Origin of the sequence: Bartonella sp. OC16QHHD (genome assembly GCF_042194035.1) — a bacterium.
Classification (GTDB): Bacteria; Pseudomonadota; Alphaproteobacteria; order Rhizobiales; family Rhizobiaceae; genus Bartonella.
Genome location: NZ_JBHIMJ010000033.1, coordinates 48,466 through 74,841, shown reverse-complemented (window position 1 = coordinate 74,841; position 26,376 = coordinate 48,466). Strand labels below are relative to the sequence as shown.

Sequence of the window (26,376 nt, the reverse complement as noted above, 5' to 3'; positions counted from 1 at the left end):
AACCAGAGGTTTGACTTGTCCGCCACATCTCACAGGATAAAAATTCTTAAACCCACACCAATGTGTAAACAGTCTGGTTTTTTATAGGAAGGATTCCAGCTACTCACGACTTATGGGATTAACTTAAACCTCAACGAGAAAGCCCTACCCTGAATATTTCACCTCCGCACAAACACTTCCTATATCAAGGAAGCTGCCTTATATCACCACATTTCAAATGAGATGTCTTTTAACCGCGCAATAAGATAACAAAACCAACATCATTGTAAAAAAATCATATAAATGACAACAGCAACAAACAAATAAAGCACCCTTCGAAAAAAAGAGCTATATTCATGTTCCCTATGAATGCATGCCAAAAAATTCTTTCCCCTAGATAATATCAAGCAGATTCAATATATATTAAAAAATAACCTTATCTATTATACTGTAAAACACCGCTATTTGATACTATAAGCACCATGGAGTCTTTGCACCTGAGATGTCCATCCGATGAAACCCACCGAAAAGAACCGTATCATTTATAAACCAGCGTGAATTAAGTATTTTCATCCTTTAGAGCAAGAAAAAAGTCAAACCCGAAGAGTATGTTAATCTCATACAACCTCAAACATTATAAACAACAATAATAGCTCTTGAAAACATCCTCTACCGCTATTTTTATCCTTATAACAAATAATCCATATTTCTCTCCCCACCCCTCAAAATCTCCAAGCTTAATAAAAGAAAGAGCAAGTCGGTATCATCATTATAGTCAGCCCTCAATATTACGATAGCCCCCTTGGCTCGTAAAACGATTCATAAGAGGCATTTTTGTACAGTTTTTACCCACATGTCCCACCCGCTTATGACGTACAAGCAAAGAGTTATGATTAACAAAACATAAATAAATTTAAGAGAATCTTACGGAATTCGGGGTTCTAATTCAAGTTTAATAACGATAAATTATCATTATAAATCAACATGTTGCAAATGCTCCGACAAAGCATATTTTAAAAACACATTCACCCATCACTTTTTCTCATAACATACCAGTACGATTTTTTAGGCACATAATTTTAACTTTATTCAATTCTGTTTGCAAAAGTTTAAAATGAGACAAATTTCAAGGCTCTCATTCAAAAAGCAAAAGAATGAACTCTCATTATCAATGAACATCTTTCTCGTATAAACATCAATAAAGCATCCCCAATATGCTTCAATGAAATAAAAGGAGGGGCTCCCATTAAATGCCTTCCGTAAAAGCAGCTTCCTCAGAACTAAAACAAAATCAACAGACAACATCACCGCATCTGCTCCCATCCCCAAACTGGACGACCTAATGCAACACCTTGCTATCTTACGATAGGAGATAAAAGAATAATGGGTCTATGGAGGCATTCACAAGAAGCGCACACCCGTTGTTTTTAAAGCCTGTTCAAAGGCGCATAAAAAAACACCATGCGTAAACGGCTCAAATCCCTTTCGTTCCATCTTGAGAGACAGAAGCAATACGCAAGAGATTTGTCGCACCCGGCGTTCCAAGGGGAACACCAGCTGTCACAAGGAAGCGATCTCCCCCTTTGCAAAAACCTTCCTGAAATGCAATGGCTGCTGCACGATCAACCATATCCTCTAAACTCCGTGCATCTTGCGTGACCACACAATGAAGCCCCCAAACTAAAGCCAAACGCCGTGCTGTTTCCACAATGGGCGATAAAGCAATAATGGGTCTATTAGGGCGTTCACGAGAGGCGCGCACCCCCGTTGTTCCTGAAGCCGTATAGGCAACGATAGCGGATAGTGCAAGTGTTTCAGCAATCTGACGCGCAGCAAGAGAAATCGCATCCGTTCCTGTTGATTCTGGTGCTGGATGTTGTGCCCCAACCTGAGCGGCATAAGTATGATCTTGTTCGATTTGCCGCGCGATTCGATCCATCATAAGCACAGCTTCTTCAGGATAGCGACCAGAAGCAGATTCAGCAGACAACATCACCGCATCTGTTCCTGCATAAACTGCTGTAGCAACATCCGACACTTCTGCGCGTGTCGGAACAGGAGATGTAATCATTGATTCAAGCATCTGTGTTGCCACCACAACAGGCTTTCCTGCTAAACGACAAGCTTTTATGAGCTCCATCTGAAGTGCAGGGACCTTTTCCAAAGGCATTTCCACTCCGAGATCACCCCGTGCAATCATAATACCATCGGATACCTCAATAATTTTCTCTATATGCTCCAAGGCTTGAGGCTTTTCGATTTTAGCCATCAAAGACACCTTGCTTTTCGTCAACTGACGCACCGCTATAATATCTTCTGGACGTTGAATAAAAGACAGAGCAACCCAGTCAACAGGCTGCTGTAAAAGAGCCTGAAGATCCTCCTTATCTTTTGACGTCATCGAATCAAAAGGCAAAATTGTATCGGGAAAACTGACACCTTTTCGATCAGAAATACGGGTTCCAGCAACCACGCAACACTGTACAGAATGACCATCACAAACTTGCGCACGCAATTCCAGTTTTCCATCATCAATCAACAACCGATCCCCTGGTTTAACAGCCGAAAATACATCCTCATGAGGAAAAAAAACACGCTGTGAATCACCAAGAACATCGCGATTATCTAACGTAAAGCTTTGCCCAACACGCAAATCTTCTTTACCCTTAGTAAAACGACCCACACGCAGTTTTGGCCCCTGAAGATCCACTAAAATACCAATGGGTCGCCGAACTGTTTTTTCAACTTCTCGTATAGACTTAACCAAATCACCCATCATATCACGATCAGTATGGCTCATATTAAGACGAAAAACGTCTGCTCCTGCCCTAAAAAGCTTCTCAATCATTTCACTAGAAAAAGAAGAAGGACCAAGAGTCGCAATAATTTTCACTTTACGTGCACGTTTCACGGTGGAGAATTTCCTGAAAGAGAAGGGACAACAGAATTGTTTAACAAGGACTCATCCGTCAACTGGATCATCCAACTGGTTTGATTTCCGGTATCGATTTCTTTAAATTCAGCCTTTTGATATCCTCGAGGGAAACAATCATGAACCCCTTGAATGGTAAATTGGCTATCTTGCACACACATGGTTACAGAGCCTGCCCAGTTCCCTTTTTTTTGTGCCCCTTCCGCATAAAAATAATAAAACCGTGAAGCAAGAGGCCCCTCAATTAAGGTTTTACACTCCGTCACGGGTACCGTCCACCAGCCTTCGCTCACCCACCCTGAAAATGTACGATATCCAAGAGCAACCCCTACAGACTGTTGGGTTGTATTACAAACCCTAAAATCAGCTTTTGCAAAAACAACAAGGGGAAACAAGAGCAAAATGCTCAAGAAAAAAACCTTAAATCCTTTCTGAAACACCCAATATCGTTTTTTTAAAATCACAAAACTTCCTCTATAATGCCAAATTCTCAAAACAAATTACACATTTCTTTTTTTAAAGCTTTTCAAATCTAAAACGTATATTTTTATATTTTTCTTTTTATAGCCCTTTTATCAATGCATATATCTTAAAAATTTTACAAAATATTTAAAGTCAATTTGTAAAAAAGCTGTGTAGCTTGATTTACTTTTTGTTTTCAAGCTTTTTTAACATAAATTCGTCGTCGAAAAACAACTTAAAATATATAACTTGGAGAAAAATACAATGAACGATACAGTAACCGATCAAACACACGCTATATCCGTAAACCAATTACGCTCTTTTATCGAACGTATTGAACGACTAGAAGAAGAGAAAAAAACCATTTCTGATGATATTAAAGACGTTTACACTGAACTTAAAGGCTCTGGTTTTGATAGTAAAGCTGTTCGAAGCATTATACGGCTGCGTAAAAAAGAAGAGCATGAAAGAATGGAAGAAGAAGCAATCATTGAACTTTATAAAAATGCGCTTGGTATGAATTAAAACCATTGATAACATTGGAAATTTTCTTAAGAAAAGAAAATACAAAAAACAAATGGCAAAAAACAAATGAATGTATAAAAATTTCACCCAAACAATAAGCCGTTTGTGTAACTTGTAACGAGACTATCGATCACAGAATACACAATATTGCAACAGCCCTCACATTTAAAAGGATTTATACAGAGAATTTTTATTCTTGTTCTTCAATCATTTTTATCCACATAAACCCTCACTTGTATGCCAACCTATGCCAACCCAGTTTGTGATGTGCAAGAGAGGTGTTTTTATGATTAAACATCAATAAATTTGAAATGAGAAAGTCTTCCGATATTGAGGACTCTCTTCAAATTGAACAAAATGAATTATGATGATAAATCAATTCATTATCTACGAAAAGAAACATATGAAAGCGGTCAGCAGTTGAAATCCGCTAAACGAGAGTCTGAACTGTTTACAAAAGAAGAGGTGGTTAAGGATCTTTATCTTTTAGGATAAGGAAAAGTGCAGCATATTTACACATTTGATAAAAAGACCCTTAACAAAACTTTATTCGAATCTATTAACGGACTCATAAAGATCATTGATTCGAGAGGTTAGAATGTGATCTCTCCATTTTCCAGAAATCATCAAATAGTCTTTGGCATAGCCTTCTTTTTCAAAATGAAGGCGTTTTAATAAACGTTCGCTTTTTATGTTCTCAGGTCTATAATTTGCCATCACTCTATGCAGATGATAAACATGAAAGATATGGCGTATTAGAGCCGATAAACTCTCAAACATAAGACCTTTACCTTGTTGTTTTTCATCAAGAGAAAAACCAAGATGACAGGCTTGAAAAACACCCCGAACCACATTTGTAAAATTCACAACACCAGTAATTGTGTTTTCATTTTTTAATCGTACAGCATATCGGTATGCTTGTCCCTTTGCACTTTCACAAGCAAATGCATTGGCTCGTGTTTCCCAAGCTGTTAGGCTGTGGTAACCATCAGATCTAACAGGTTCAAAAGGACGCAGATGATTCGCATTACGGAGGGAATAAGAAGACAGTTCAGCTGCATCTTCTAAACCGATCAATGTAGAAATTGTTCGCTTTGTTTTAATTGCTATCATTTTCTCCTCCTAGAAATGTTACAATAACACGTTGATTTATCCTAACAAATCATCATTTTTAAACTTAAATCATAACGTCGAATACAGTAAGCTTCCCTCATCACAACACTTCTCACGTTAGAATCAATGAAGATCATTTGCTTTTCCGTCATAAGCAAGGTTGGTGTATTTAGGATATAAGGTAAAGATAAGGGAATGTTTCTTATGAATGCTCTCAAGTTCCAAGGGGGCTGTAGCAACATTGGGGACTGGCAAAGTATGCAATGGAACTGGCATGCTTCCCTATACGCAATTTTGAAAAAACTCACGGCAAAAATAGTTTTGTTTCTTTGCCTTGTAAGCTCAGAGCATACTTGTTTTGCGCTATCATATCACTGCACCCGCATACAAAACCCAATGACCATCGCCTTGAAAAGCTACATGTTACAGTGCGATCTAAAAAGTTTCTGCCATAACTTATCAACAACACTGTTCCCGCTAAATCAGCCACAAACTCTTGTAACAAATCCAAGAAAAGCGATGATGCAATACAAATCTTTTAAAATGTCTTAGACATTACCGTGAACACGCTTCCATTTCTTCGCGTAAAATTTCAAGTTCTAACCATTCTTCTTCTTTTTGTGTGCAAGTATTTTTCTTTTTTTCCAACGTTGTTGATAAACGCTCAAAACGCTCTTTATCACTGCGATAAAGGGCTGGATCAGAGAGCTCTTGTTCAATTTTTTTGATTTCATTTTGCAAAACAGCAATTTCTTCAGGCAATCTTTTCAATGCATAAACCTGCTTATAAGACAATTTACCTCGTGTTTTTTTCTCCCGCACTATCAAGCTATGATCTGTTGATGAATCCTGCTTTGAAAGCTCTCCCACATGAGATTTTAAAGGTTCTTTACGCTGCGATAATTCTGTTTTTTTGCGTTGTAAACTCAGAGCATGCTGGTTTTGCGCCATCATATCACTATAGCCGCCCGCATACAAAACCCAATGACCATCACCTTGAGGTGCCAACATATGCGTTACAGTACGATCTAAAAAGTCTCTGTCATGGCTGACCAACAATACTGTTCCCGCAAAATCAGCAATAAATTCTTGCAACAAATCCAAAGTTTCCATATCCAAATCATTGGTCGGTTCATCAAGAATCAAAAAGTTTGCAGGACGTGAAAGAAGTCGTGCAAGCATGAGGCGTGCTCTTTCTCCCCCCGAAAATTCTTTAAGGGGGGTGCGTGCTTGTTCAGGCAAAAATAAAAAGTCTTTCATATAAGAAACTACATGCCGCTCTTGTCCATTGATCACAAGAGTATCACCTCTTCCTCCCGTTAAATAATGCGCTAAAGTTTCTTCTTCATTTAAAATACGTTGCTGATCAAGCAATGCCATAGAGAGGTTATAGCCATGCCTCACCGTTCCACCATCCACGGCTTCTTGCCCAATTAATACAGAAAGGAGCGTTGTCTTTCCGATACCATTGGGTCCTACCAACCCGATTCGATCACCACGCTGAATGCGCAAAGAGAAATCTTTCACGATAATGCGATCACCATAGGATTTTGAAATTTTCTTTGCTTCAAGCACCAATTGCCCAGACTCATGACTTTTCGCTGCTGTCAAAAGTGCATTTCCAGGCTGCCCTTTATAGGTTTGATGACGCTGTCTTAAGTTGTTTAATTCGCCTAAACGCCGTACGTTACGCTTACGCCGTGCACTTACGCCATAACGTAACCATTGCTCTTCACGAGCAATTTGGCGCCCCAATTTATGCTGCTCAATGGCTTCTTCTTGCAACGCCTTATCACGCCAACTTTCAAATTCTGAAAAACGCTTTTCCAGTCTTTTGGTTGTGCCACGATCAAGCCATACCGTTGACCGCGTAACATTTTCTAAAAATCGCCGATCATGGGAAATCACCACAATCGCTGAACGCAAAGAAGATAAAACAGCTTCCAGCCATTCAATGGTTGGTAAATCAAGATGATTGGTTGGTTCATCTAAGAACAAAATATCGGGTTTTGCAGCAATGGCCTGTAACAATGAAACACGCCGCTTTTCGCCTCCCGAAAGCGTTTCCAATTTTTCCGCCCCCGAAAACCCTAAATTTGTGCGAAGCGTATTGATCCACTGGACATCAGATATATCGTCCAGCCCCGCTTCCATATAAGTGTTAATATCTTCAAATCCTGAACAATCCGGATTTTGTGAAACATAACGGAGCGTCACTCGCGGGTGGCGAAAAATTTCGCCACCATGAGGCTCTAATATTCCTGCGGCAATTTTTAACAGAGTTGATTTTCCACAACCATTACGGCCGACCAGCGCAATACGCGCCCCTTGCTCAACCGATAAACAAGCTTGATTGAGCAAAGGCGTTTTTCCAAAATTTAAGAAAATGCGGTCAAGCCGCAGAAGCGGCACCGCCATTAACGAACGCGGTGCGGACAAGGTGCTTTATACATCCCCCCTCTTGCATCACGGTAAGCACACAATTGCCGTACAGGAACTCTCTGTCCACAAGGTGCTTGGTAAACATGCCCTCTACGACCGCGATACGTGCACAATTGTGATGCCTGTCTTTGTTGTTTTCTTTGATTTGCAGCTGCACCTGTTACTGTTCCAGCCAAAGCACCAAATGCTGCACCGGTAAGTGCTGCTCCAGGCGTACTTCCAGCAATAGCAGTTCCAGCCAAAGCACCGATTGCTGCTCCTCCTACGCCGTAACGTGCAACGCGTTCATCGTTTGTGGTACAAGCAACTGAACTGAAACCAATGGCTGAAACAACTGCCACTTTAAAAATTGATTTTAACATATCAAAACCTTTCCTTCTCAAGATCAATACATAATATATCGTTTATGTCGGCACTTATAATCACTAGTCCTCCCCCTGCCTTATTCAAAATATATTGGAAGAGCTTTATGGAATAGGCACAGACGCTAACAATATAGCTTTTCCAGAACCTAAATGGCAAGAAAAGGTTCCACAAATACGGTTAGAAAGTGTTAAAGAAGAGCCAAATGACACATTTTTGTCACAAACTGGCCATTTTACCCCTTTAAGAGTTAAACCTTTTAAATCAGAAAAACCGATAATACTAAACAAACATCCCTTAGGCAAATCATACGAACAAGGTTTTGACAAAACCGGCCAACCTTCTTCCAAACCGCTTGTCAACAACACTGAAATACCCCTTTCAGCCATCATCAACGCTTGCGTCATATGAGAAAGGCTATGATCACTTCGCTCCCCTCCCAAAGCACCGCACAAAATAAGCTTTTTAGCGCCATTTTGCAACGCTCTTTCACATGCCAGAGCACTATCTGTCATATCTTTATCAGAGGGAAAAACTTCACGCGGAACATGACTATATTGACGTATTAAGTTCTCATCTGATGAATCAAAGTCCCCTAACCACAACTCAGGCGTCACATTAAGCGCTGCCGCATGACGCATACCACCATCAGCAGCAATTACCCGACTGTTTTGAATTTGATTAAGCAAACGATCAGTGATATGAACATCCCCATTTAATAATATCGTAAATGTTGTCATGCCATACTTTGCCTTTCACAAAATTTTCTTTACAGTGCATCTTTTTATAAGTGAGAGTCATTTTTTATAAACAAAAAGCGTGATATAGCCAAACGAATCCTTATCCCTAATGCCTTTCTTAAAGAAACATACGATACAAAGATACAAATGCAATTTGCCAAATTACTCCGCAGAAATAATGTGCACCATGGTCCAACGCACCCCATTTTTCACCGCAATTTTCTTTTTCGCTCTTGCCTGTATAAAGCAACTTTCATAAGTTTAACGTTTCTCCTTTCAGCTTGTCATACACCCTTTTCTCAAAATGATAGGTTTTCTTCCACTTCTTCTAAAACGATCAAACGTACCAACAACCACAATATCTATGTCACATTAAGCGCTCTGCAACACCCACGTATTTTGCAAATGTATGGTGGCGCTTATCATGATGCAAAACTTGAACACCTTTTAGCAAAGATTGTCCGTAAACTGGCAGTTGCATCACATAGTTCTCATCAAAGCTATTCTGTAACAATTTTAAACTCAGAAACTATCAACGCTTTTGCGCTCCCCAACGGCTCGATCTACATCACTCGTGGTATGCTGGCATTAGCCAATGATTCTTCAGAAGTTGCAGCCATTTTAGCCCATGAGATAGCACATATCAGAGCCAATCATGGCATTTTACGCCTGCAAAAAGAAGCCCAATTAAAGATGACAAATCACATGTCTTCACGTCTTCTTTCTTCTATTGGCAAAAAACTTCATAACCCTATGCAAAACAAGCAACAACTCGCGCAATTTTCCCGCAATCAAGAGCTGGAAGCTGATTCCATTGCGCTCGAAATGCTCCAACAATCAGGATATGATCCTTTTGCTTCACCACGCTTTCTTCAAACAATGGAAGCCTATAGTGCTTTTCGTAATATCTCTGGCTCCCAAAATGCCTCTCTAGATTTTCTAGCCTCTCACCCAACTACCCCTCAACGCATTCGGCTTGCGATAAAAAAAGCGGGTAAAATCAGTAAAGGGAATAGTAAAATATCCGATCACGATTCTTTTCTCAAAAGCATTGATGGCATAATTTTTGGAGGAGGCTTTTATACAGGTTTTGTACGAGGCAACCAATTTATTCACCCACAATTGCGCATAGCTTTTTCTGTTCCAAACAATTTTACAATAGAACATTCAGCACATACTGTTTGGGCCAGTGGACCAGATAAAATTGCGATTCGTTTTGACGCTATTCCACATCCTGCTGAAATATCTGCGAGTGATTATTTGAAAAGTGGCTGGATTATCGGTCTAGACCAATCATCTATCCGCCCCATCACAATTCAAGGGCTCCCCAATCAAGAATTTATGCGTCAAGAATCCCAAAGCCAAAATTTACTTGGAGCAAGGGCCCATGCTACCAATGATCAATGGCAATTTGATGTGGTTGTCATTCCATTCAACAACCACATCTTTCGTTTTTTGACGGCCGCTCCACATAATTCTCGAAATTTTGCAGAGGTTGCCCAAAAAACGCTACAAAGCTTTCATTCTCTTTCATCTTCACAGTTAAAAAAATTGCAGCCCTTAAAAATCCGTGTTGTCCGTGTTAAACAAGGAGAAACCGTTGCAAATCTTGCAGATAAAATGCAATACACACCATATAAAGAAAAACTCTTTCGCATCCTCAACGCCCTCTCACCAACGCAAACTTTACCGGCAGGTACAAAAGTGAAAATTATTACAGAATAAGCCTTTCTTCTCATCTGTTACAGTTTTGATTCTTTTCTGTCTGTATCACGCCCTCCCCCTTAAAGCATATTCGAAAATAAAGAGGAACACTTTAAAATCCAACTTCATCATACCTTTATAGGTCTCCGTTTGATATATATTTCCTCCAACTAACAGCCCCCTATCTTCCTCTGTAGTAGCGCTCCCAAGGAGGCATATTTCTAAACAAATCCGGACATCCCCTAAAACTGACTTTATCATATTCTCATATGCCCCCACTTAATATATTCTCTTTCCCCCCCAAAAAGCCTTTCACTGCTTATATATCGTAAGCATCTTCTGAATGAATCGTAAGGAGAGCAGAACGCAATTTTTGCAAAGCCCTAGCTTCAATTTGACGCACGCGCTCTTTCGAGATTCCTAACTTTTCACCCAAAACTTCGAGAGTCGCACCCTCTTCATTTAAGCGACGAAAGCGAATAATTTCCAACTCCCGTTCGTTGAGAATTTGCAACGCATCGTAAAGCCATTGTGTACGCCGTTGACCATCAATGACTTGCTCAATTAAAGCATCAGGAAGAGGACTATCATCCACCAAAACATCCATCTTAGCAATGGGATTATCACTGTTCTCAGAAACAGAAACACTCAAGGAATTATCAGAACTGGAAAAACGAAAATCCATCGTTTCAACATCGCGCACGGAAACACCGAGTTTTTCAGCGATTGTGCGAAAAATATCCTGTTTTGACAAAGCACTATCATCTTGTATCAGTTTTGCACGCAAACGCCGAAGATTAAAGAAAAGTGCTTTTTGCGAAGAACTCGTTCCCCCTCGAACGATTGACCAATTTCGCAAAATATAATCTTGAATAGAAGCGCGTATCCACCACGTTGCATATGTTGAAAAACGCACTTCCCGATCAGGTTCAAAACGTGCAGCTGCTTCCAATAGTCCCACATACCCTTCTTGTACCAAATCCCCCAATGGCATTTTGAAACGTTTAAAGCGATTAGCAATAGCAATCACTAAACGCATATGAGCCGCTGCAATTTGATGCATGGCGTCATCATCACGTTTGTCTTTCCACCGCAGAGCCAAATCATGCTCTTTTTGTCGTTCAAGATAAGGTGCTTGCATAGCAGAACGCATCATATTACGTCCTAAGCTTTTGTCTGCATCGCTATAATTTTTGCTGCTTTTATAAACAGCATTTGAAAGATTACCCATAATAACCCCTTGCGATTAAAATTATCAAAATTGATTTGGCAACGACATCATTGTTCTTCGCTTAAAAAGAACGCAAAAGTTGTTAACTTCTGTGACCGCTACTTTAACGTGTAATTTTATAATCGCAATTGTTTTTTTTACTGTCATGGTAAAACTTCTTGTCATAAGACACAATTTCACCTGCAAAATGCCTTTACAATATGCCTTTTAGCCTATGAAATATTTGAAAAAACTTTCTCTTCACTTTTCATGACAAAACAGCAAAAAAATTAAAGTGATCATGCAAAAGAAATGCCGTTTTTTGATAATCGGTTCCGTTTCCTTTTAAATCGAAGAATTTATTTATGCTTTTAGCTTTACAATACAACTAATAAGTGTAATTTGCAAATATAAAGCATCCAAACTGAATGAAAACTGAATGAAAAAAGAATCATTCAAGTTTTAAAGGCGCAAAGAAACAGCAAAAAATGACAAGAGTGATTGAAGCAAACGCAACAAACGTGTTAAAGAAAGAGCACCATTATGAAATTGTCGCAAAAAGCTTTTGACCAGTGTCACACTGAGAAAGAAAATGATCATGGATAGCAAGATTGTTCAACAGAATGAGATTCTTCAAGATGATATTCTCATTGAAAAACACGGAAGGGGTAAATTTGAAGGTTTTCGTTTTTATGCCAACAAAAACAGTACCGATCAAATAGCTGAGAAGCAAATTTCAACAGAGAATGAGAATTTGATTCTTGCTTTTTCCAAACGCGCGACACGTTTTTGTGCTTGTGCAAATGGAGATTTTACCCTCAGTTCTGATGGAATTGTGCGCTGGATTGGTCAACCCGTAGGACAACTTGTAGCAACAGAAGATTTTTTCAAACCAAAACTGATTGTTTTAGCAGATGAACAACTCACGGAAGAATCCCGCAATAACGTTGTGAAACGATTAGAACGCTTTGTCACCTTTCATTTTGAAACGACTTTAAAACCCCTGTTTGATTTGCGCAATGCTGATAATTTAACAGATTCAACAAACAGTCTTGCTTTACAACTTTTTAACTCTTTAGGGATTTTACCACGCCGCGAAGTCTTAGACATTGTCAAAAACCTTGCGCAAGAATCACGTGCCGTTCTTCGGCGTCTAGGCGTGCGTTTTGGCGCTTTTCATATCTATGTTGCCGGAATGCTTAAACCTGCTCCGGTTCAAGCCATTACTCTCCTGTGGAATCTTCAAAATGCGGGACAAGATCAAACTGGTTTGGGTGAAATTTTTTCAGCATTATCTGCTGGTCGAACCTCTTTGATGGTTGACTCTACCTATAACCGCCAATTTTATCAATTAGCCGGCTACCGAATCTTAGGACAACGTGCTGTACGGATTGATATTTTAGAACGTCTTGCCAATCTCATCCGTCCCGCACTTCATTGGAAACAAGGAAGTGATCCCAAACCAGATGGCGCCTATGATGGAAAAAGTTTTTTTGTTACACCAGCCATGATGTCCATTCTTGGGGCCAATGGAAATGATATGGAAGAAATCCTCAAAGGACTTGGTTATCAATCGTACAGCATAAGCAATACTGTTTTTGAACAAAATCTCCTTGCACACCAAGCCTCTTCCCCTGTCAATGAGACAATGCAAGATGTTCCCGCAGCAGAATGCGTTGGAAGTCAATGGCAAACAATAAGCGATTTAGAAACAACACGAGAAGAAAAAAATATCTCATACCCAAACATTTCATCCTCTGGTATTGAAAAACATCTCCATAAAACCAATCGTTTACCAGAAGCTGAACCTATTGGGAATTTTGCCAAATCCCCTCGCTCTACAGAAGAAGATAAAGTTATTTTATTATGGCATTATAAGCATCAATTTCCCCACCATGCACAAAAAAAACGTGATAAATTAGGAAATAAATGGCAAAATAAATCGAAGAACGCTGTAAAAAAAGCGGAATACAAAAATGAAAATTCCCCTCAAAAAGCACCATCACAAGCAAAACGCTCTCATAAGTTCCACAAATCCCAAGGAAAACATGCAAATCATAAGCCCTTTCAAAAAGAAAAGCGCCTTAATCCTGATTCACCTTTTGCGAAACTAGCTGTACTACGCGATCAACTCACCAATCATAAAAACACGCACACACTTTCCTCTAAAGAGAATTAAAGTAACAAATGGAGTTCGATCTTGACCCACGTAGTAACCGACAACTGCATTCACTGCAAATATACGGATTGCGTTGAAGTCTGCCCAGTTGATTGTTTTTATGAAGGGGAAAATATGCTTGTTATTCACCCCGATGAATGCATCGATTGTGGTGTTTGCGTGCCAGAATGCCCAGCAGAAGCGATTTTACCTGATACAGAACCAGGGTTAGAAAAGTGGTTAGAACTCAATCTTCATTATGCAAACAAATGGCCTAATCTAACCACCCGAAAAGATCCTCTTCCTCAAGCAAAAGAAATGGATGGCGTTCCAAATAAATTAGAAAAGTATTTTTCAGAAAATCCAGGAAGTGGCGAAGAGTAATGATAAAGTGTACACTCTCCTCCTTCAACGATTGAAAGACTTCTCTTGTAAAAATAAAAAATCCTTAAGCGAAATGATTGATTCTTTTAAATTTTGATGTTAATGTTATTTTAACATGATCATCTTTCTAAGTATTTTTCTTTGCTTGTTATAGTAAAGCGGTGTATTTTTTTTTGATTTAAAAGTACTCGGCTTTTATGCTCACTTAATTGGTACAATATACTTGGTTAAAGAAAACTCAACCCTCAGGTTTATAACCTGTTTTCCGATACATTTGTTGATCATAAGGGAGTAAACTAAAATATGGCATCCCAACATGGAACGTCTTCCAAGACCAAAGAATTTGCAACCTCTGAATATATCGTCTACCCTACGCATGGAGTAGGACAAATTATAGCGATTGAAGATCAAGAAGTTGCAGGACATAAATTAAAACTTTTTGTCATTCATTTCGCGAAAGATAAGATGGATGTCAAAGTCCCCATTGCAAAAGCCCTTTCCGTTGGAATGCGTAAATTATCTGCTAGTGATTCTGTCGAACGTGCCTTAAAAGTTTTACGCGGAAAAGCACGCGTTAAACGGACCATGTGGTCACGTCGTGCACAAGAATATGATGCTAAAATCAACTCAGGAGATCTTATTTGTATCGCCGAAGTGGTCCGTGATCTTTTCCGCTCTAATCTACAGCCTGAACAATCTTACTCTGAGCGCCAACTTTATACAGCTGCTCTTGAAAGAATGGCCCGCGAAATTGCGGTTATTAATAGTCTTTCTGAAACAGAAGCTATCAATCTCATAGAGATGCATCTCTCCAACAAGCCGGAACGCGAGTTTAAAACTGAGAGAGAAGAAACAGATGAAAACAGTAAAGCTGTCTACGCTGCATAATACACTCTTTCATCATAATGATGATATTTCGATAAAACCAGCGAAAAGCTGGTTTTATTTTTTAACATCCTCTCTACCCTTAAGGACAAAGTTTCTTAACCAGCGCCAATCTATAAACAATCTAACTTTTCGACAAATTCCTCCTCCTTATTTTCTTTCTTCATAGATAACAAACTGATTAATCATCATAATCTAGCATTATTCATATTAAATTAGAATCTTGAATATGGTAAGATTTCTCATTTCAAATTTCTCTCATGTTGAATTAATCAAATCACTTGCTTGTCAACCACAAGCGGAGCTGATCTGTGGGTAAAAACTGTACAAAAAGAGCGAGACACTGTCTCAAGCACCAAAGGATATACCAACATTGGAATCTGGCAAGATGTGTAAGGGCGGGGCTTGCTTTTTTATTTAAGCGTAAAGATCATAGTGCCGTTTATACACTACACCGAAACTTTACCATTTATCCCCTTCTACAAAACCATTGTAACATTCAAAAACACCGTCATAAAATGGATGCCACAAATATTGAAAAATATTGCTTAAAAAAAATGCGTGACGGTACAACATAAGATATTTTGTCTTGGGCGCTCTATTTTGCATGAGAAGCATTCCCCATTAAAGAACGCGATAAAAAAAGCATGAACTAAAACCATCATCTCCATTCTGTAAAAGGCATTCCAAATACTTTTGAAAGCTGTAAAACTAACTTAAAAAATCACAATAAAAATGAACGTTGGCATTGCCCTTCCAATTTCATATTTTTCCCAAATGAGGTTTCTTATTTCAGAGGAGATATACGCAATATTCTTACTCCAATCGAACACAAAAAATCTAGAATGATTCATAGAACTCTTAAAAGTCTTAATCTCTGTTTCAAACAGACTGCTAAAGATTGGATATTCTCAGCAGGAATTGTCCAGTTATCATCTTCAATCTGATCTTCACGAATATGACGCAAAGGATTAGTACGAACGCCTATCAGGACAAGCAAACGCAAAGCCAGTTATGTTATGTTTTACAGAGTAACTGATAAAAGGCAAAAACATCTCTCCAATCCATTGCTGGTCTATGAGTGGTTTTATGACGTTGTTTGCCTAAGAGCGCGCGTACTTTTGCACTGCTTGTAAATCAACATCCACACCCAATGCAACCGCATGTTTAAGACAAAGATTAAGACGCTTCAGTGCTGTCTGAGCTGTTCCAGCTTTTGCATGCCAAATAGAGGCAAGGGTATTGCGTATCTCTGTTTGCGTAATCTCTGAAACAGGCAGACAGCCTAATTTGGGGAGAATATAAAGGTGTAAGGGTGAAAACCAATCACAAGCCTCACCATCATTTTTTAATTCAGCTTTACGGCTTTCAAAAGCATCCAACACGATATCTTTTAAATAATGGAGATTGCGCATTGCCTCACGCTTTTGTTTCTCACGTTCTTTAATAGGGTCACGCCCTTCACGTAAAACAGCCCGCCACCCAGTTGCCAATTCACGGGCTTGTTTTAAAGAGACATCTCTTAAAGCACCCAAGCCCATTTCACGGCGCCGACCATGAATGGTATAACGATAAAGCCATTGAGCACCACCATCTTTACGTTTGTGAAGAAGCAAGCCGGCACCATCATTATATTTGCTAGCCCCCAATGTTGCGACACCCCTTGGCTCTTAAGACTCTTCATAAGAACCATTTTTAGTTCTTTCTTATACAAATTTTATCCACACACTCATCCCACTTGTGACGTGCAAACGAGTGGTTTGGATTGATTCTAGATAGAGAGATTTGAAATGAGTGAATCTTACGTTATTCGGGGTTCTAATTCAATATGAAAAACAATGAATTATATATATAAATCAATATGTTGTCTAGTGATGAACAGATAACAAAAAAAAATCATAAACTTAGGTAAGCAACACTATAAAATCATTCATAAACCAGCTATGAACTGGAGAATCGTACCGGCTTTGATAAAATACTTTGCTCACCCCCACACATAACATATCTGGTTTTAAGTTTACTTATTTTTACAAGCTGTTCGCAACAAATCCCTTATATTCACAAAAATAAGAAAAATATATAGACAATTCTTAGTTCAAAAACATGAAAATACAGCGTGATATTCATAGAAAAGTCTCATGCACTTTTATCATAAAAAGCACTAAAGATTATTGAATGTGTACACCTTCTGTCTTGTAACGGTTTTCTCTTTTCTGCTCATAAGAAAGCGCGCTGGCATCAGCATACACTTAACCCCAATGTTACAACAATTCTTACATTTGAAAATATTCATTATAAACATTTTTCCTTTTTTATAGAGTTTTCACCCACATGCCAGCCCCACTTGTGACCGAAAAGCAAGTGATTATCATTGATTCAACATAGGGAAAAATTTGAAATGAGAAAATCCTACGATAGACCTTCCATTCAAGGCGCAAAACAACAAATGATCTTTATAAATCAATGTGATGTCGATCTCTATTTTTTTTAAGGAGAATCACATGTCACAATATAAGCCTATAGACAAACCATTGCCTTAAATATTCTCATAAAAAACACCGGAAAACACCGATATGCTTAAATCCTTACATAGATCAACCGCCTTAAACGATGATATTTTACGGTCTAATAGGATTCTCTCTATAGTCAATAAAGATTAAGTGCGATACAAAATGATTCTATTACTGAGCTAACTTATATCAATACCCAAGCTCTTAACGAAGACATCATAAAAGACACTGATACAAGTAGCCCTTTATAGCCTCTCAAAAAAAACAAGAAAATCATCTCCCACAATAGAATCATTTCTCTACAGCAAAACTTTATCCCACACATGTTCTCAAGAAAAAGTGAAAAATGCATCTTACCCAATGCATTCACTAATGAAACAAAAGAAGCTCACCACTGGAAAAGAAAGAAAACGCTAAAGTTTTAACCTCTAAAACGGAACGCCCACGATACATTCCCTGTTCCACATCGATAGAAGACGATGCAAGAGAACCTCAACATTCATCTTAAAGCGAAAATGCACGCCCCAAGCGTGCATTGATCGATGCAATAAAAGAAGTTCACCTCTGGAAAAGAAAGAAAACGCTCAGTCTTTAACCACTAAAACGGAACGCCCACGATACATTCCCGTTTTCAAATCAATGTGATGAGGACGACGTAATTCACCAGAATTTTTATCTTCGATATAAGTCGGCGCCTTCAGAGCATCAGCCGAACGGCGCATGCCCCTCTTCGCTGGAGAGGTTTTTCGTTTAGGTACAGCCATAAAAAGACACTCCAAATCCATTAAAACAGAAAAAGCAATGTCAAAAATGACAATGCTTCATTTAAAACACCATAAAATTTGAGGATATTATACACTGATAAAAAAGAAGAGGCAATGTCAAAATGATCCTCCTCTTACTAAAAATGACCTTCTTGTTATCAAAAATGGTGTCACAATAATCAAATGAATATCAAAAACATTGCAAAATTTGACAATTTTATACACCAATGAAAGCTTTTTTATAAGACCTTCATTCAATTTTTATTTGGTTTAAAAAGGGATTTGCGCATACAGTAGAGATACAGATAAAAAGAGAAGTTGATTTTTAATAAAAAACGACGCCAATTTATGAAAACAAGAAAAAGCGACAACCTTTCTCTTTAAACTTCATAATTTCATTTTTGTAAAAACAAAGGAAGCAAGAATGCACGAATTTACCACCCTTCTTGCAAAACATGGACATACCGTTGAAAAGCGGCTTGATACCCTGTTAAGTGATCAAATCCAAAATGGTGAAATTTCACGCCCTAAAAATTTAATCAAAGCCATGCGCTATGGTGTGCTGAACGGTGGAAAACGCTTGCGTCCTTTTCTTGTAATTCAAAGTGCTGCACTTTTTGATGTCCCTGTAGAACATTCTCTTGATGTTGCGTGTGCCTTAGAATGTATCCATTGTTATTCGCTCATTCATGATGATCTTCCCGCTATGGATAACGATATACTCCGGCGTGGAAAACCCACCGTCCATATAGCATTTGACGAAGCAACAGCAATTCTAGCAGGCAATGCCCTCTTAACATTTGCCTTTGAAATCATTGCCCATAAAGCTAGTACTTTATCTGCAGATATTAGAATCAAGCTAATCACGTCTCTTGCACAATCGGCAGGACTTGGCGGTATGTTAGGTGGACAAATGCTGGACCTTGAAGCTGAAAAAAGACCGCAAAAAAGTACTGACATTATCACTCTACAACACATGAAAACAGCAGCCCTGATAAGCTTTGCTTGCCAAGCAGGTGCCATCATTGGCAATGCATCTAAAGAATTAACTGAAAAACTTACTGATTTTGGTACCTATCTTGGTTTAGCCTTTCAATTAACCGATGACCTTCTTGATGTCACCGCCAACACGCAAACCCTAGGAAAAACGGCTGGGAAAGATGAAACGGCACAAAAAGCCACTTTTGTTCACCTTTACGGCATTAAAGAAACCCAAAAAAAGCGAGATACACTCATCAGTAAAGCAGAAGCATTCTTACATCCTTTTGGCGCTAAAGCACTCCCCCTCCAACAAGCAGCACACTTTAGTGCAATACGCCAAAATTAAACTTCATCCACCCTGTTGTACATAGTGTACACCGTCATATTTATTGAATGCATAATAGACTTTTTAAAGAAACGTTACCATTAATCTCCATTATAGTCCTTATCATGAAATGGGTGCGACAAATCTTGAGAGAAATTTCATTAAAACAAGCCGCGTGAATTTAAAATATCAGAAAAAAATGAACATAATGGCTATTTTGATTTTTATGCCACCCTCAAAGAACAAAGTCTTTTAATCCAATCTGCTTTGTAAACAGTCTAGTGTCCTACCGAGTAGGTTTCTCTCGCTTTCCACACATGCGATTCACTTAAACTAAAGACGCGATAAGCAAGACTTAAGAATATTCACCATGTACTTCTTAAAATACTTAATGTATCAAACAAGATACCTTCACCACCCCTCAAATGACAGTATGTTACGGCATAACAGGATAAATAAAACCACTAATTTCAATAGAACGAAAGACCAAAGCAGTATTATTACTGATCTCTCTTTTCTTAAGCTGGAAAGATATAACACATTGATTTATAATGATAATTCGCGGTTGTTCAACTTGAATAAGAACCCTGAATACCGTAAGATTCTTTCATTTCAAATCTGTGTATATTGAATCAATAAAAATCACTTGCTTGCACCTCAAAAACAGAGAGAGCCGCGTAGGGCAAAACATCAAAGAAAAGACTAAAAAAATGCCTCTTATGAACCGTCTTAAAAGCCAAGGGCTGTCGCAACATTAGGGGTTAGCAAAGTGAATGATTGTGTCGGCATGCTCCTTCAAAAGCAGAAACATTTTTATTTACAAAAGTGTGTAATAACTTCAATTTAATAATAATCATGATCACTGTACAACTTTAATTCATCACGCCCTTTATCTCGTTTATTCAATTATCACATAAAAAGAGAATTGATAAGATTAAACAGAGAATGATCTTTGCAACAGAAAGATAAAAAAGTCCTTATTATTATATATAATAGCGCAATCTAATTTGTGATAAGTCGTTTTTTCAATCCAAGTGCAAATTTCCTCCTTTAAGTGCAATTTTCTTATTAAGATGAAAAGCATCATTGTAAGTGAACCTATGCCTGTTGCCAACGCTGGAAAATATGGCCACCTTTTGAAGCCATAATAAAAAAAACAAGCAACATGGCCAAGAAAATGCCGCAATTATCAAGAGTATTATAGCCATTTAATACCCTTCGAGAGAATTTTTCTCATTATCCATTCAATGTCATTTGTAAATTCTTCTTGGTTTCATCATGTCATATATCGTGTTTAGCTCTATGCAAAAACGCGCTATTTGTTTAACATTTTCATCATCACCGGTCCTCATACTCGACACGAGATCAATCATTTGTGTTTTGAAACTCATGCCATTTTCACTTGAAGAATTAAGAAACTTTTTCGCGTAATCAATCATGGGGTCGGTAGAATTCATAGACATATTATAGGCCCAAATAAAATCGCTTTCTCTCCAGTTATAGTCATTACGCAAACTGCTTATGACATTGAGTAACATATCTGCTGATATCCATTCATTATAATCACCACGCAATAAATTAACAAAACGTCCACATAAAACAATCAGTATGTGACGATGCCGTATAATGTCAAACTTTGGTACGATATTCTGATAGCCATGGCTGTATACAAATTTTTTTGCTTGTTCATGCTTTTGAAAATGTTCAAAAGCGCCGTAATTTTCACTGATATATTTTTCGTAAAGTCTATCGTACTGTTCTAGACTATCCACGCGCGTACATCCCACCAATACAAATACAGAAAAAAGAGTTATAAATGTTACAACACACGTTATGGATAACGATTTCATCGCTTTACCTTTATAATAACCATAATTTGTACGGCTTAACAGATTCCTATCAAATATATCAATATGTGCTGGTTTCTTGTGGCTTATTTGTAGCAAATTGTACTCAACAATATTTCTGTACTTGGTTTTATTCCCTCTCAAAGAGGGGGGGGATGTCATTCAAAGTTTCCATAGATAAGTTTATTATCTGGATCAGAAATTTTCTAACATCAGAAAATACAGAGCTAACGCCACAATCAAAGAGAAAATACTCAAAAATGAGAATGTACAACGTAAAAAATTATCTCAACAAGATAATTGATATTTTAAAGAAAACAGCAATAAAACGCGTTAAATATATCAACAATAAAATCAGTCATGAGGAAAGCCTGTTTGAACAGGCTATAAATTGTCCGACTGCTTAAATTAGCTCTAATGAGATAAAGTGTTACCAGTAAGGAACCAATGAAAATGAGAAAACTGCTCCATCACCATTCCTTAATAAGTATATAATCCGGCACAATCATGTTCTTTATCAGCGTCCAATCTTGTCAGCAACCCTTTGTGTAATATTCATGAGCAGCATTTTTATTTCTTTTGTAATGATTGTTATGCCATTTTAATGATTATTATGCCAAGCCCACTTATAACGTACAAGCAGATGACTTTGATTGCTTCAACATACATAGATTTTAAATAAGAATAACTGACACTATTCAGCTTTCTCATTCAACATGCAAAAACAACGATGCGCCTTAATAAATCAAAGCCTTGCCCCACTATGAAACCCTATAAAACACGTATCGTAATAAGTTAATATTTTCACTGAACTTTTTTGAGAGTTCCTTCTAAAAAAAGTACTGCCAACAAGTAAATCAATAAATAAATAGCAAAAATATAAACGAGTGAGAAAAAGCCAAATATATTGACCATATACGCACTCATGTAAAAAAATACCAATAAGCTAAATCTCCCAACGGTTGACAAGAAAGATTCATATGTAGCCCTGAAATGATCACTAATACTATCATGCAAAACAACTTCTACACGAAGATATGTATACTTAATGAGATAAAAAATCATACAGACTAAAATGACAGCCATTTCTTTTCTTGGTTCAAAGAAAGCAACGGTAAAAATCAGTGAAGCCGAAAGAAACAACAGTAAAATAAAATTCACTCTTTCACTTAGTTTTGTAAAGAGAAAACTAGCCAAAAGCTGAGAAAACAATATAAGTGAAAATGTCACACCAAGATCAAAATAAGTGACATTAATATTATGATCTTTAAATATCCACTGCCAATACTGCGAGAATATATTGAAAAAGATCAATGAAAAATAAAAGCATAAAGAGATATAAGGAACTTTAATAAAAATAGACAACATCTCCTTAGCTTCACAAATGAGAGAATTCGCTTTATTTGGTTTTTTCTCCCCCTTCAAGTCATCAAGAAAAAACAAACCAAATAGTGTCGTCATAAACATTAAAAACGCCGCGATATACCATATATATTGGCTAGAATAATCAGCAAAATATGCGCCGATTAAACTGAATATAAACATGCCGATGTAATTATATTGAGAACTCGATCCCAGCACCTTTTTAGTGGATGTCAATTTTGCTTTTGCATATTGAACAAGTAAAGCATTATAGGCTCCAGCAATTAATGTCAGCGATAAGGCATTAAAAGTTTCTGCCAAAAGAAAACCATAAAAGCTTGTAGAAAATCCCATGAGAAAGAGCCATGTGGCAGCAAAAGCCGCTGCCAAAACGATCGATATTTTATAACTTTTTCGATCGGAAAAATATCCCAAAGGAATATCGGTAACCATCATAATAAAAGCCTGAAATGACTTAATGATCCCAATATCAATAAGCGTTAAGCCTTTTTCAAGCATATAAAAGACAATAAAGGCGCCGGTTAAAATCCTTATACCGTTAAATAAAAAGCCAAACGCTAATATACTTGTCATGCACTCCCCCAATAACGCCAAAAAAGGCACCCGTATACATCATTTTATATCAATATAAAAGCTTACATTTTACGACAAATAGGACTATAATCGCTATAAGGATTTCCAATCCTATCAATTTGATACCCCAAAAAATGCTGGGAAAATGCCTGAAAAATCAATAAACAATGTTCTTTCTATAATTTGATATTTGAAGAATCCGTTAAATATTTTACTGTCTCAAGAGCAGCCAAAAAACCAGCAACAACATTTACGGATCTATTAAAGTATTCATATCGTTTTGCTTAATAGTCTTAACACACTCAAACTCATTAATATCTTTCATAAGCTTCTGATTCTAAAACAGGCATATCATCTGGTTTTACCTAAAATAATAAGCAACCAACAACAGTATTGACCATAGCTAAAGCAGCAGCATACAACAGCGCCATCTTCACATTGAAGACAGCTTGTTAAAAAAAACGACACACCATTTTTACTTCAACCTTATGCGATTTTTACCTCAACCTTGCCCAAAGCGTGTATGAATATAATCACTCAAAAGTGCTTCAAATTCTTCAGCAATGTGATCACCCCGCAAAGTTTTTACCTTTTGTCCCTCAATAAAAACAGGTGCCGCAGGACTTTCCCCCACTCCAGGCAAAGATATTCCAATATCCGCATGCTTTGATTCCCCCGGTCCATTGACGATACATCCCATCACAGCAACCTTCAAACTTTCAACGCCAGGGTATTTTTTACGCCAAACAGGCATATTTTTGTATAAATCTGCTTCAATTTTTTGCGCCAATTGTTGAAAGACCGTTGAGGTTGTGCGCCCACAACCAGGACAAGCCGCAACAACAGGCAAAAATTGCCGAAACCCCATCACTTGCAAAAGTTCTTGCCCCACCTTTACTTCTCGTGTCCGATCACCACCAGGTTTTGGTGTTAAGGAAATTCGTATCGTATCGCCAATCCCTTGCTGTAATAAAATACCCAAAGCCACCGAAGAAGCAACAATGCCCTTTGTTCCCATCCCAGCTTCCGTTAATCCCAAATGAAGAGCATAATCACAACGCGCCGCCAAGGTGGTATAAACAGCAATAAGATCTTGGACATCACTCACTTTAGCAGAAAGAATAATTTTATCACGCCCCAACCCTAACTCTTCTGCTAAAGTAGCCGAAAGCAAAGCCGACTGCACAACAGTTTCCCGCATCACTTCAGCAACCGATAAAGGATTTTCTTGCTGTGCATTTTCATTCATAAGCCGTGTTAACAACGCATTATCAAGAGAGCCCCAATTCACGCCAATGCGAATAGGTTTATGATACCGACAAGCAATCTCAATAATTTCTGCAAATTGACGATCTTTTTTTGCGCCAAAACCAACATTTCCAGGATTGATGCGATATTTTGCAAGCGCTTCAGCACACGCAGGATGCTCAGATAAAAGCTTATGACCAATATAATGAAAATCCCCAACCAATGGTACAAAAAATCCTAACCTCTCCAATCGCTCCCGTATTTTTGGTACAGCCGCCGCCGCTTCATCGCGATCAACAGTAATTCGAACCAATTGTGAGCCAGCTTGCCAAAGAGCAGCTACTTGAGAAACAGTTGCATCAACATCAGCGGTATCTGTATTGGTCATCGACTGTACAACTATCGGGCTCTGCCCCCCAATGATCACATCACCAACAGCAACACCAACAGATCGACGACGCTCAAGTGGTTTAGATAAAAAATAGGTCGTACTCATCAAGTCCTCAAATTTTTAAAACCTGCGCTATCAATCATTATTTACATTGATTTCCTCCGCGCTTCAAAGGACGAAAATTACACCGCCCACCAATCTTAACAGATTGCTCTCAAAAGGTTCGACCTACTAACACTGATGCAATACAACTCATAGGTGTATTCATTCTATAGACGTACCGGATAAGTTCTACTACTTCTGTTCAAGTTTATACTTCTACACTTGGTTGCTTCAAAAAGAAACTGAAACAAAACAGAGACAATACTGTATTTTTAAGTTGCATGCCGATACCTGACATCAATGTCATCACAAAACAGTGTTTTACAACACAACAAATAACACCCATCAAAGCGCCATTTTTAAAAATGCATGAAAGACATCGCCAAATTAATCCAATATATTGATTTATAATAATCTATTTTTTACAAATTTGAATGGAAAACCCAAATATCATAAGATTTCCTCATTTTAAATCTTCTTAATTGAATCAATCAATACCACTCCCTACAGCCACAAGAGAATAGGTAGATAAAAACTCCTTATAAACTATTTCAAGTGCCAAAAGCTATCCCAACACTTTAAACAAACAAAAAAATGAAGACATCGCCCACCATTTTTATGAATGAATCTTACACCATTTTGTAAAAATTTTTACCTTACATCCTTAACAAACACCATCACGAAATGAACTCGAGTACATTAAGAAATGCCTCATTAAACCCAAACTCTTAACTCTCATCTCACCCACGCACGGCATTATCAATGCAACCTTTCAATTTTCAAGCCGTTATAGCAAAACCCCAAACACAATTCCAACTGTCACACAACAATTTAACACATGAAGGAGTCAATAAATGTGTCTATTTTCACCCCATAGAAAAAATGCTAAAATTAAAAAACGTATAGCACAATTAAAAAGAGAGCTGGTCCCCGTAAATCATTGGAGTTTTCAAAATGATAGCTTTGAAAACATTTCTGAGCTGTTTAATACATGGAAACAAAAAGGCCGTCACGCACTTTATCACCTCAACGAACATGCTACAGAATTAAAGAAAAAAGCGAAAAAAAATCCTAAAAAAACCCTCGCATTAGCAGCAGGAGTCGTTTTAGTAAGCTTCTTGCTGATCCGTAAAAATTAATAACACAACCAATAACCTTCCCTTTTAATGCCCGACTCAAAGCGGGCATTTTTTATGGTTTACAAAATATAAACTTTACGTCTTCCTCCTAACTTTATGCCCTCTCCCAACAGGATAAGTTTCCCACCCATCCGAGCAGTCTATAATCCAGTTTTTTATCTGGCATCCCCCACCCCCATCTTCCAAACATGCGGTGACACCACACCTCAAAGGACA

Annotated in this window: 18 protein-coding genes and 1 pseudogene; 7 read left to right on the top strand and 12 right to left on the bottom strand. The window is 38.0% G+C overall.

What is annotated here, in order from left to right:
* Positions 1-1,453: 1,453 nt before the first annotated feature.
* Entirely contained in the window at positions 1,454-2,890 is a 1,437-nt protein-coding gene (pyk, locus tag ACFIK1_RS04585) for a pyruvate kinase (RefSeq protein ID WP_375662194.1), read from the bottom strand.
* On the bottom strand, positions 2,887-3,375 hold the full coding sequence (locus ACFIK1_RS04580) for a DUF1036 domain-containing protein (RefSeq protein ID WP_375662193.1): 489 nt from the start codon (positions 3,373-3,375) through the stop codon (positions 2,887-2,889). Before ACFIK1_RS04580 ends, pyk begins: the two co-directional genes overlap by 4 nt.
* A gap of 262 nt (positions 3,376-3,637) precedes the next feature.
* Here ACFIK1_RS04580 and ACFIK1_RS04575 point away from each other — a divergent pair, with 262 nt between their 5' ends.
* Entirely contained in the window at positions 3,638-3,898 is a 261-nt protein-coding gene (locus tag ACFIK1_RS04575; RefSeq protein WP_005774567.1) for a DUF2312 domain-containing protein, read from the top strand.
* 546 nt (positions 3,899-4,444) lie between these two features.
* Here ACFIK1_RS04575 and rimJ read toward each other — a convergent pair.
* From rimJ to ACFIK1_RS04555, 4 genes are all read right to left on the bottom strand, one after another.
* The gene (rimJ, locus tag ACFIK1_RS04570; RefSeq protein WP_375662192.1) at positions 4,445-5,011 is read right to left on the bottom strand and encodes a ribosomal protein S5-alanine N-acetyltransferase; all 567 of its coding nucleotides are present in this window, start codon (positions 5,009-5,011) and stop codon (positions 4,445-4,447) included.
* Positions 5,012-5,566: 555 nt separating this feature from the next.
* Positions 5,567-7,429: an ABC-F family ATP-binding cassette domain-containing protein gene (locus tag ACFIK1_RS04565; protein WP_375662200.1), complete on the bottom strand. Its 1,863-nt coding sequence runs from the start codon at positions 7,427-7,429 to the stop codon at positions 5,567-5,569.
* Positions 7,429-7,815 (bottom strand): hypothetical protein, encoded by a 387-nt coding sequence (locus ACFIK1_RS04560; RefSeq protein ID WP_375662191.1) that lies wholly within the window; start codon positions 7,813-7,815, stop codon positions 7,429-7,431. Before ACFIK1_RS04560 ends, ACFIK1_RS04565 begins: the two co-directional genes overlap by 1 nt.
* Before the next feature lie 105 nt (positions 7,816-7,920).
* The gene (locus tag ACFIK1_RS04555; protein ID WP_375617849.1) at positions 7,921-8,556 is read right to left on the bottom strand and encodes a thiamine diphosphokinase; all 636 of its coding nucleotides are present in this window, start codon (positions 8,554-8,556) and stop codon (positions 7,921-7,923) included.
* A 147-nt stretch (positions 8,557-8,703) separates the two neighbouring features.
* Between ACFIK1_RS04555 and ACFIK1_RS04550 the strand changes: the two genes are divergently transcribed.
* Positions 8,704-10,281 carry a M48 family metalloprotease gene (locus ACFIK1_RS04550; RefSeq protein WP_375634408.1) on the top strand — a complete coding sequence of 526 codons (1,578 nt, stop codon included), beginning with the start codon at positions 8,704-8,706 and terminating at the stop codon, positions 10,279-10,281.
* Positions 10,282-10,579: 298 nt separating this feature from the next.
* Here the strand turns inward: ACFIK1_RS04550 and ACFIK1_RS04545 are convergent, their stop codons facing one another.
* A complete protein-coding gene (locus ACFIK1_RS04545; RefSeq protein WP_375613183.1) occupies positions 10,580-11,491 on the bottom strand; it encodes an RNA polymerase factor sigma-32 in 912 nt (303 codons plus the stop codon).
* Between the two features lie 577 nt (positions 11,492-12,068).
* On the opposite strand from ACFIK1_RS04545, the gene ACFIK1_RS04540 reads away from it, so the two are divergent.
* The 3 genes from ACFIK1_RS04540 to ACFIK1_RS04530 all read left to right on the top strand — a co-directional run bounded on the left by ACFIK1_RS04540 (position 12,069) and on the right by ACFIK1_RS04530 (position 14,900).
* Complete coding sequence (locus ACFIK1_RS04540) at positions 12,069-13,649, top strand: hypothetical protein (protein ID WP_375633450.1); 1,581 nt, start codon at positions 12,069-12,071, stop codon at positions 13,647-13,649.
* Positions 13,650-13,670: 21 nt separating this feature from the next.
* Positions 13,671-14,012 carry a ferredoxin FdxA gene (gene fdxA / locus ACFIK1_RS04535; RefSeq protein WP_375617846.1) on the top strand — a complete coding sequence of 114 codons (342 nt, stop codon included), beginning with the start codon at positions 13,671-13,673 and terminating at the stop codon, positions 14,010-14,012.
* A gap of 303 nt (positions 14,013-14,315) precedes the next feature.
* Complete coding sequence (locus ACFIK1_RS04530) at positions 14,316-14,900, top strand: CarD family transcriptional regulator (protein WP_273790499.1); 585 nt, start codon at positions 14,316-14,318, stop codon at positions 14,898-14,900.
* 898 nt (positions 14,901-15,798) lie between these two features.
* Here the strand turns inward: ACFIK1_RS04530 and ACFIK1_RS04525 are convergent.
* A pseudogene (locus ACFIK1_RS04525) lies at positions 15,799-16,590 on the bottom strand (tyrosine-type recombinase/integrase); the annotation flags it as partial.
* Positions 16,591-17,991: 1,401 nt separating this feature from the next.
* Entirely contained in the window at positions 17,992-18,171 is a 180-nt protein-coding gene (gene rpmF, locus ACFIK1_RS04520; RefSeq protein WP_005774555.1) for a 50S ribosomal protein L32, read from the bottom strand.
* A 424-nt stretch (positions 18,172-18,595) separates the two neighbouring features.
* Between rpmF and ACFIK1_RS04515 the strand changes: the two genes are divergently transcribed.
* On the top strand, positions 18,596-19,498 hold the full coding sequence (locus tag ACFIK1_RS04515) for a polyprenyl synthetase family protein (RefSeq protein WP_375662190.1): 903 nt from the start codon (positions 18,596-18,598) through the stop codon (positions 19,496-19,498).
* Positions 19,499-20,727: 1,229 nt separating this feature from the next.
* On the opposite strand, the gene ACFIK1_RS04510 is transcribed toward ACFIK1_RS04515, so the two are convergent.
* From ACFIK1_RS04510 to ispG, 3 genes are all read right to left on the bottom strand, one after another.
* Positions 20,728-21,327 carry a hypothetical protein gene (locus tag ACFIK1_RS04510; protein ID WP_375662189.1) on the bottom strand — a complete coding sequence of 200 codons (600 nt, stop codon included), beginning with the start codon at positions 21,325-21,327 and terminating at the stop codon, positions 20,728-20,730.
* A gap of 801 nt (positions 21,328-22,128) precedes the next feature.
* On the bottom strand, positions 22,129-23,280 hold the full coding sequence (locus ACFIK1_RS04505; protein ID WP_375662188.1) for an MFS transporter: 1,152 nt from the start codon (positions 23,278-23,280) through the stop codon (positions 22,129-22,131).
* Between the two features lie 502 nt (positions 23,281-23,782).
* The gene (ispG, locus tag ACFIK1_RS04500) at positions 23,783-25,024 is read right to left on the bottom strand and encodes a flavodoxin-dependent (E)-4-hydroxy-3-methylbut-2-enyl-diphosphate synthase (RefSeq protein ID WP_375633454.1); all 1,242 of its coding nucleotides are present in this window, start codon (positions 25,022-25,024) and stop codon (positions 23,783-23,785) included.
* Between the two features lie 851 nt (positions 25,025-25,875).
* On the opposite strand from ispG, the gene ACFIK1_RS04495 reads away from it, so the two are divergent.
* On the top strand, positions 25,876-26,160 hold the full coding sequence (locus ACFIK1_RS04495; RefSeq protein ID WP_375662187.1) for a hypothetical protein: 285 nt from the start codon (positions 25,876-25,878) through the stop codon (positions 26,158-26,160).
* The last annotated feature ends 216 nt before the right edge of the window (positions 26,161-26,376 follow it).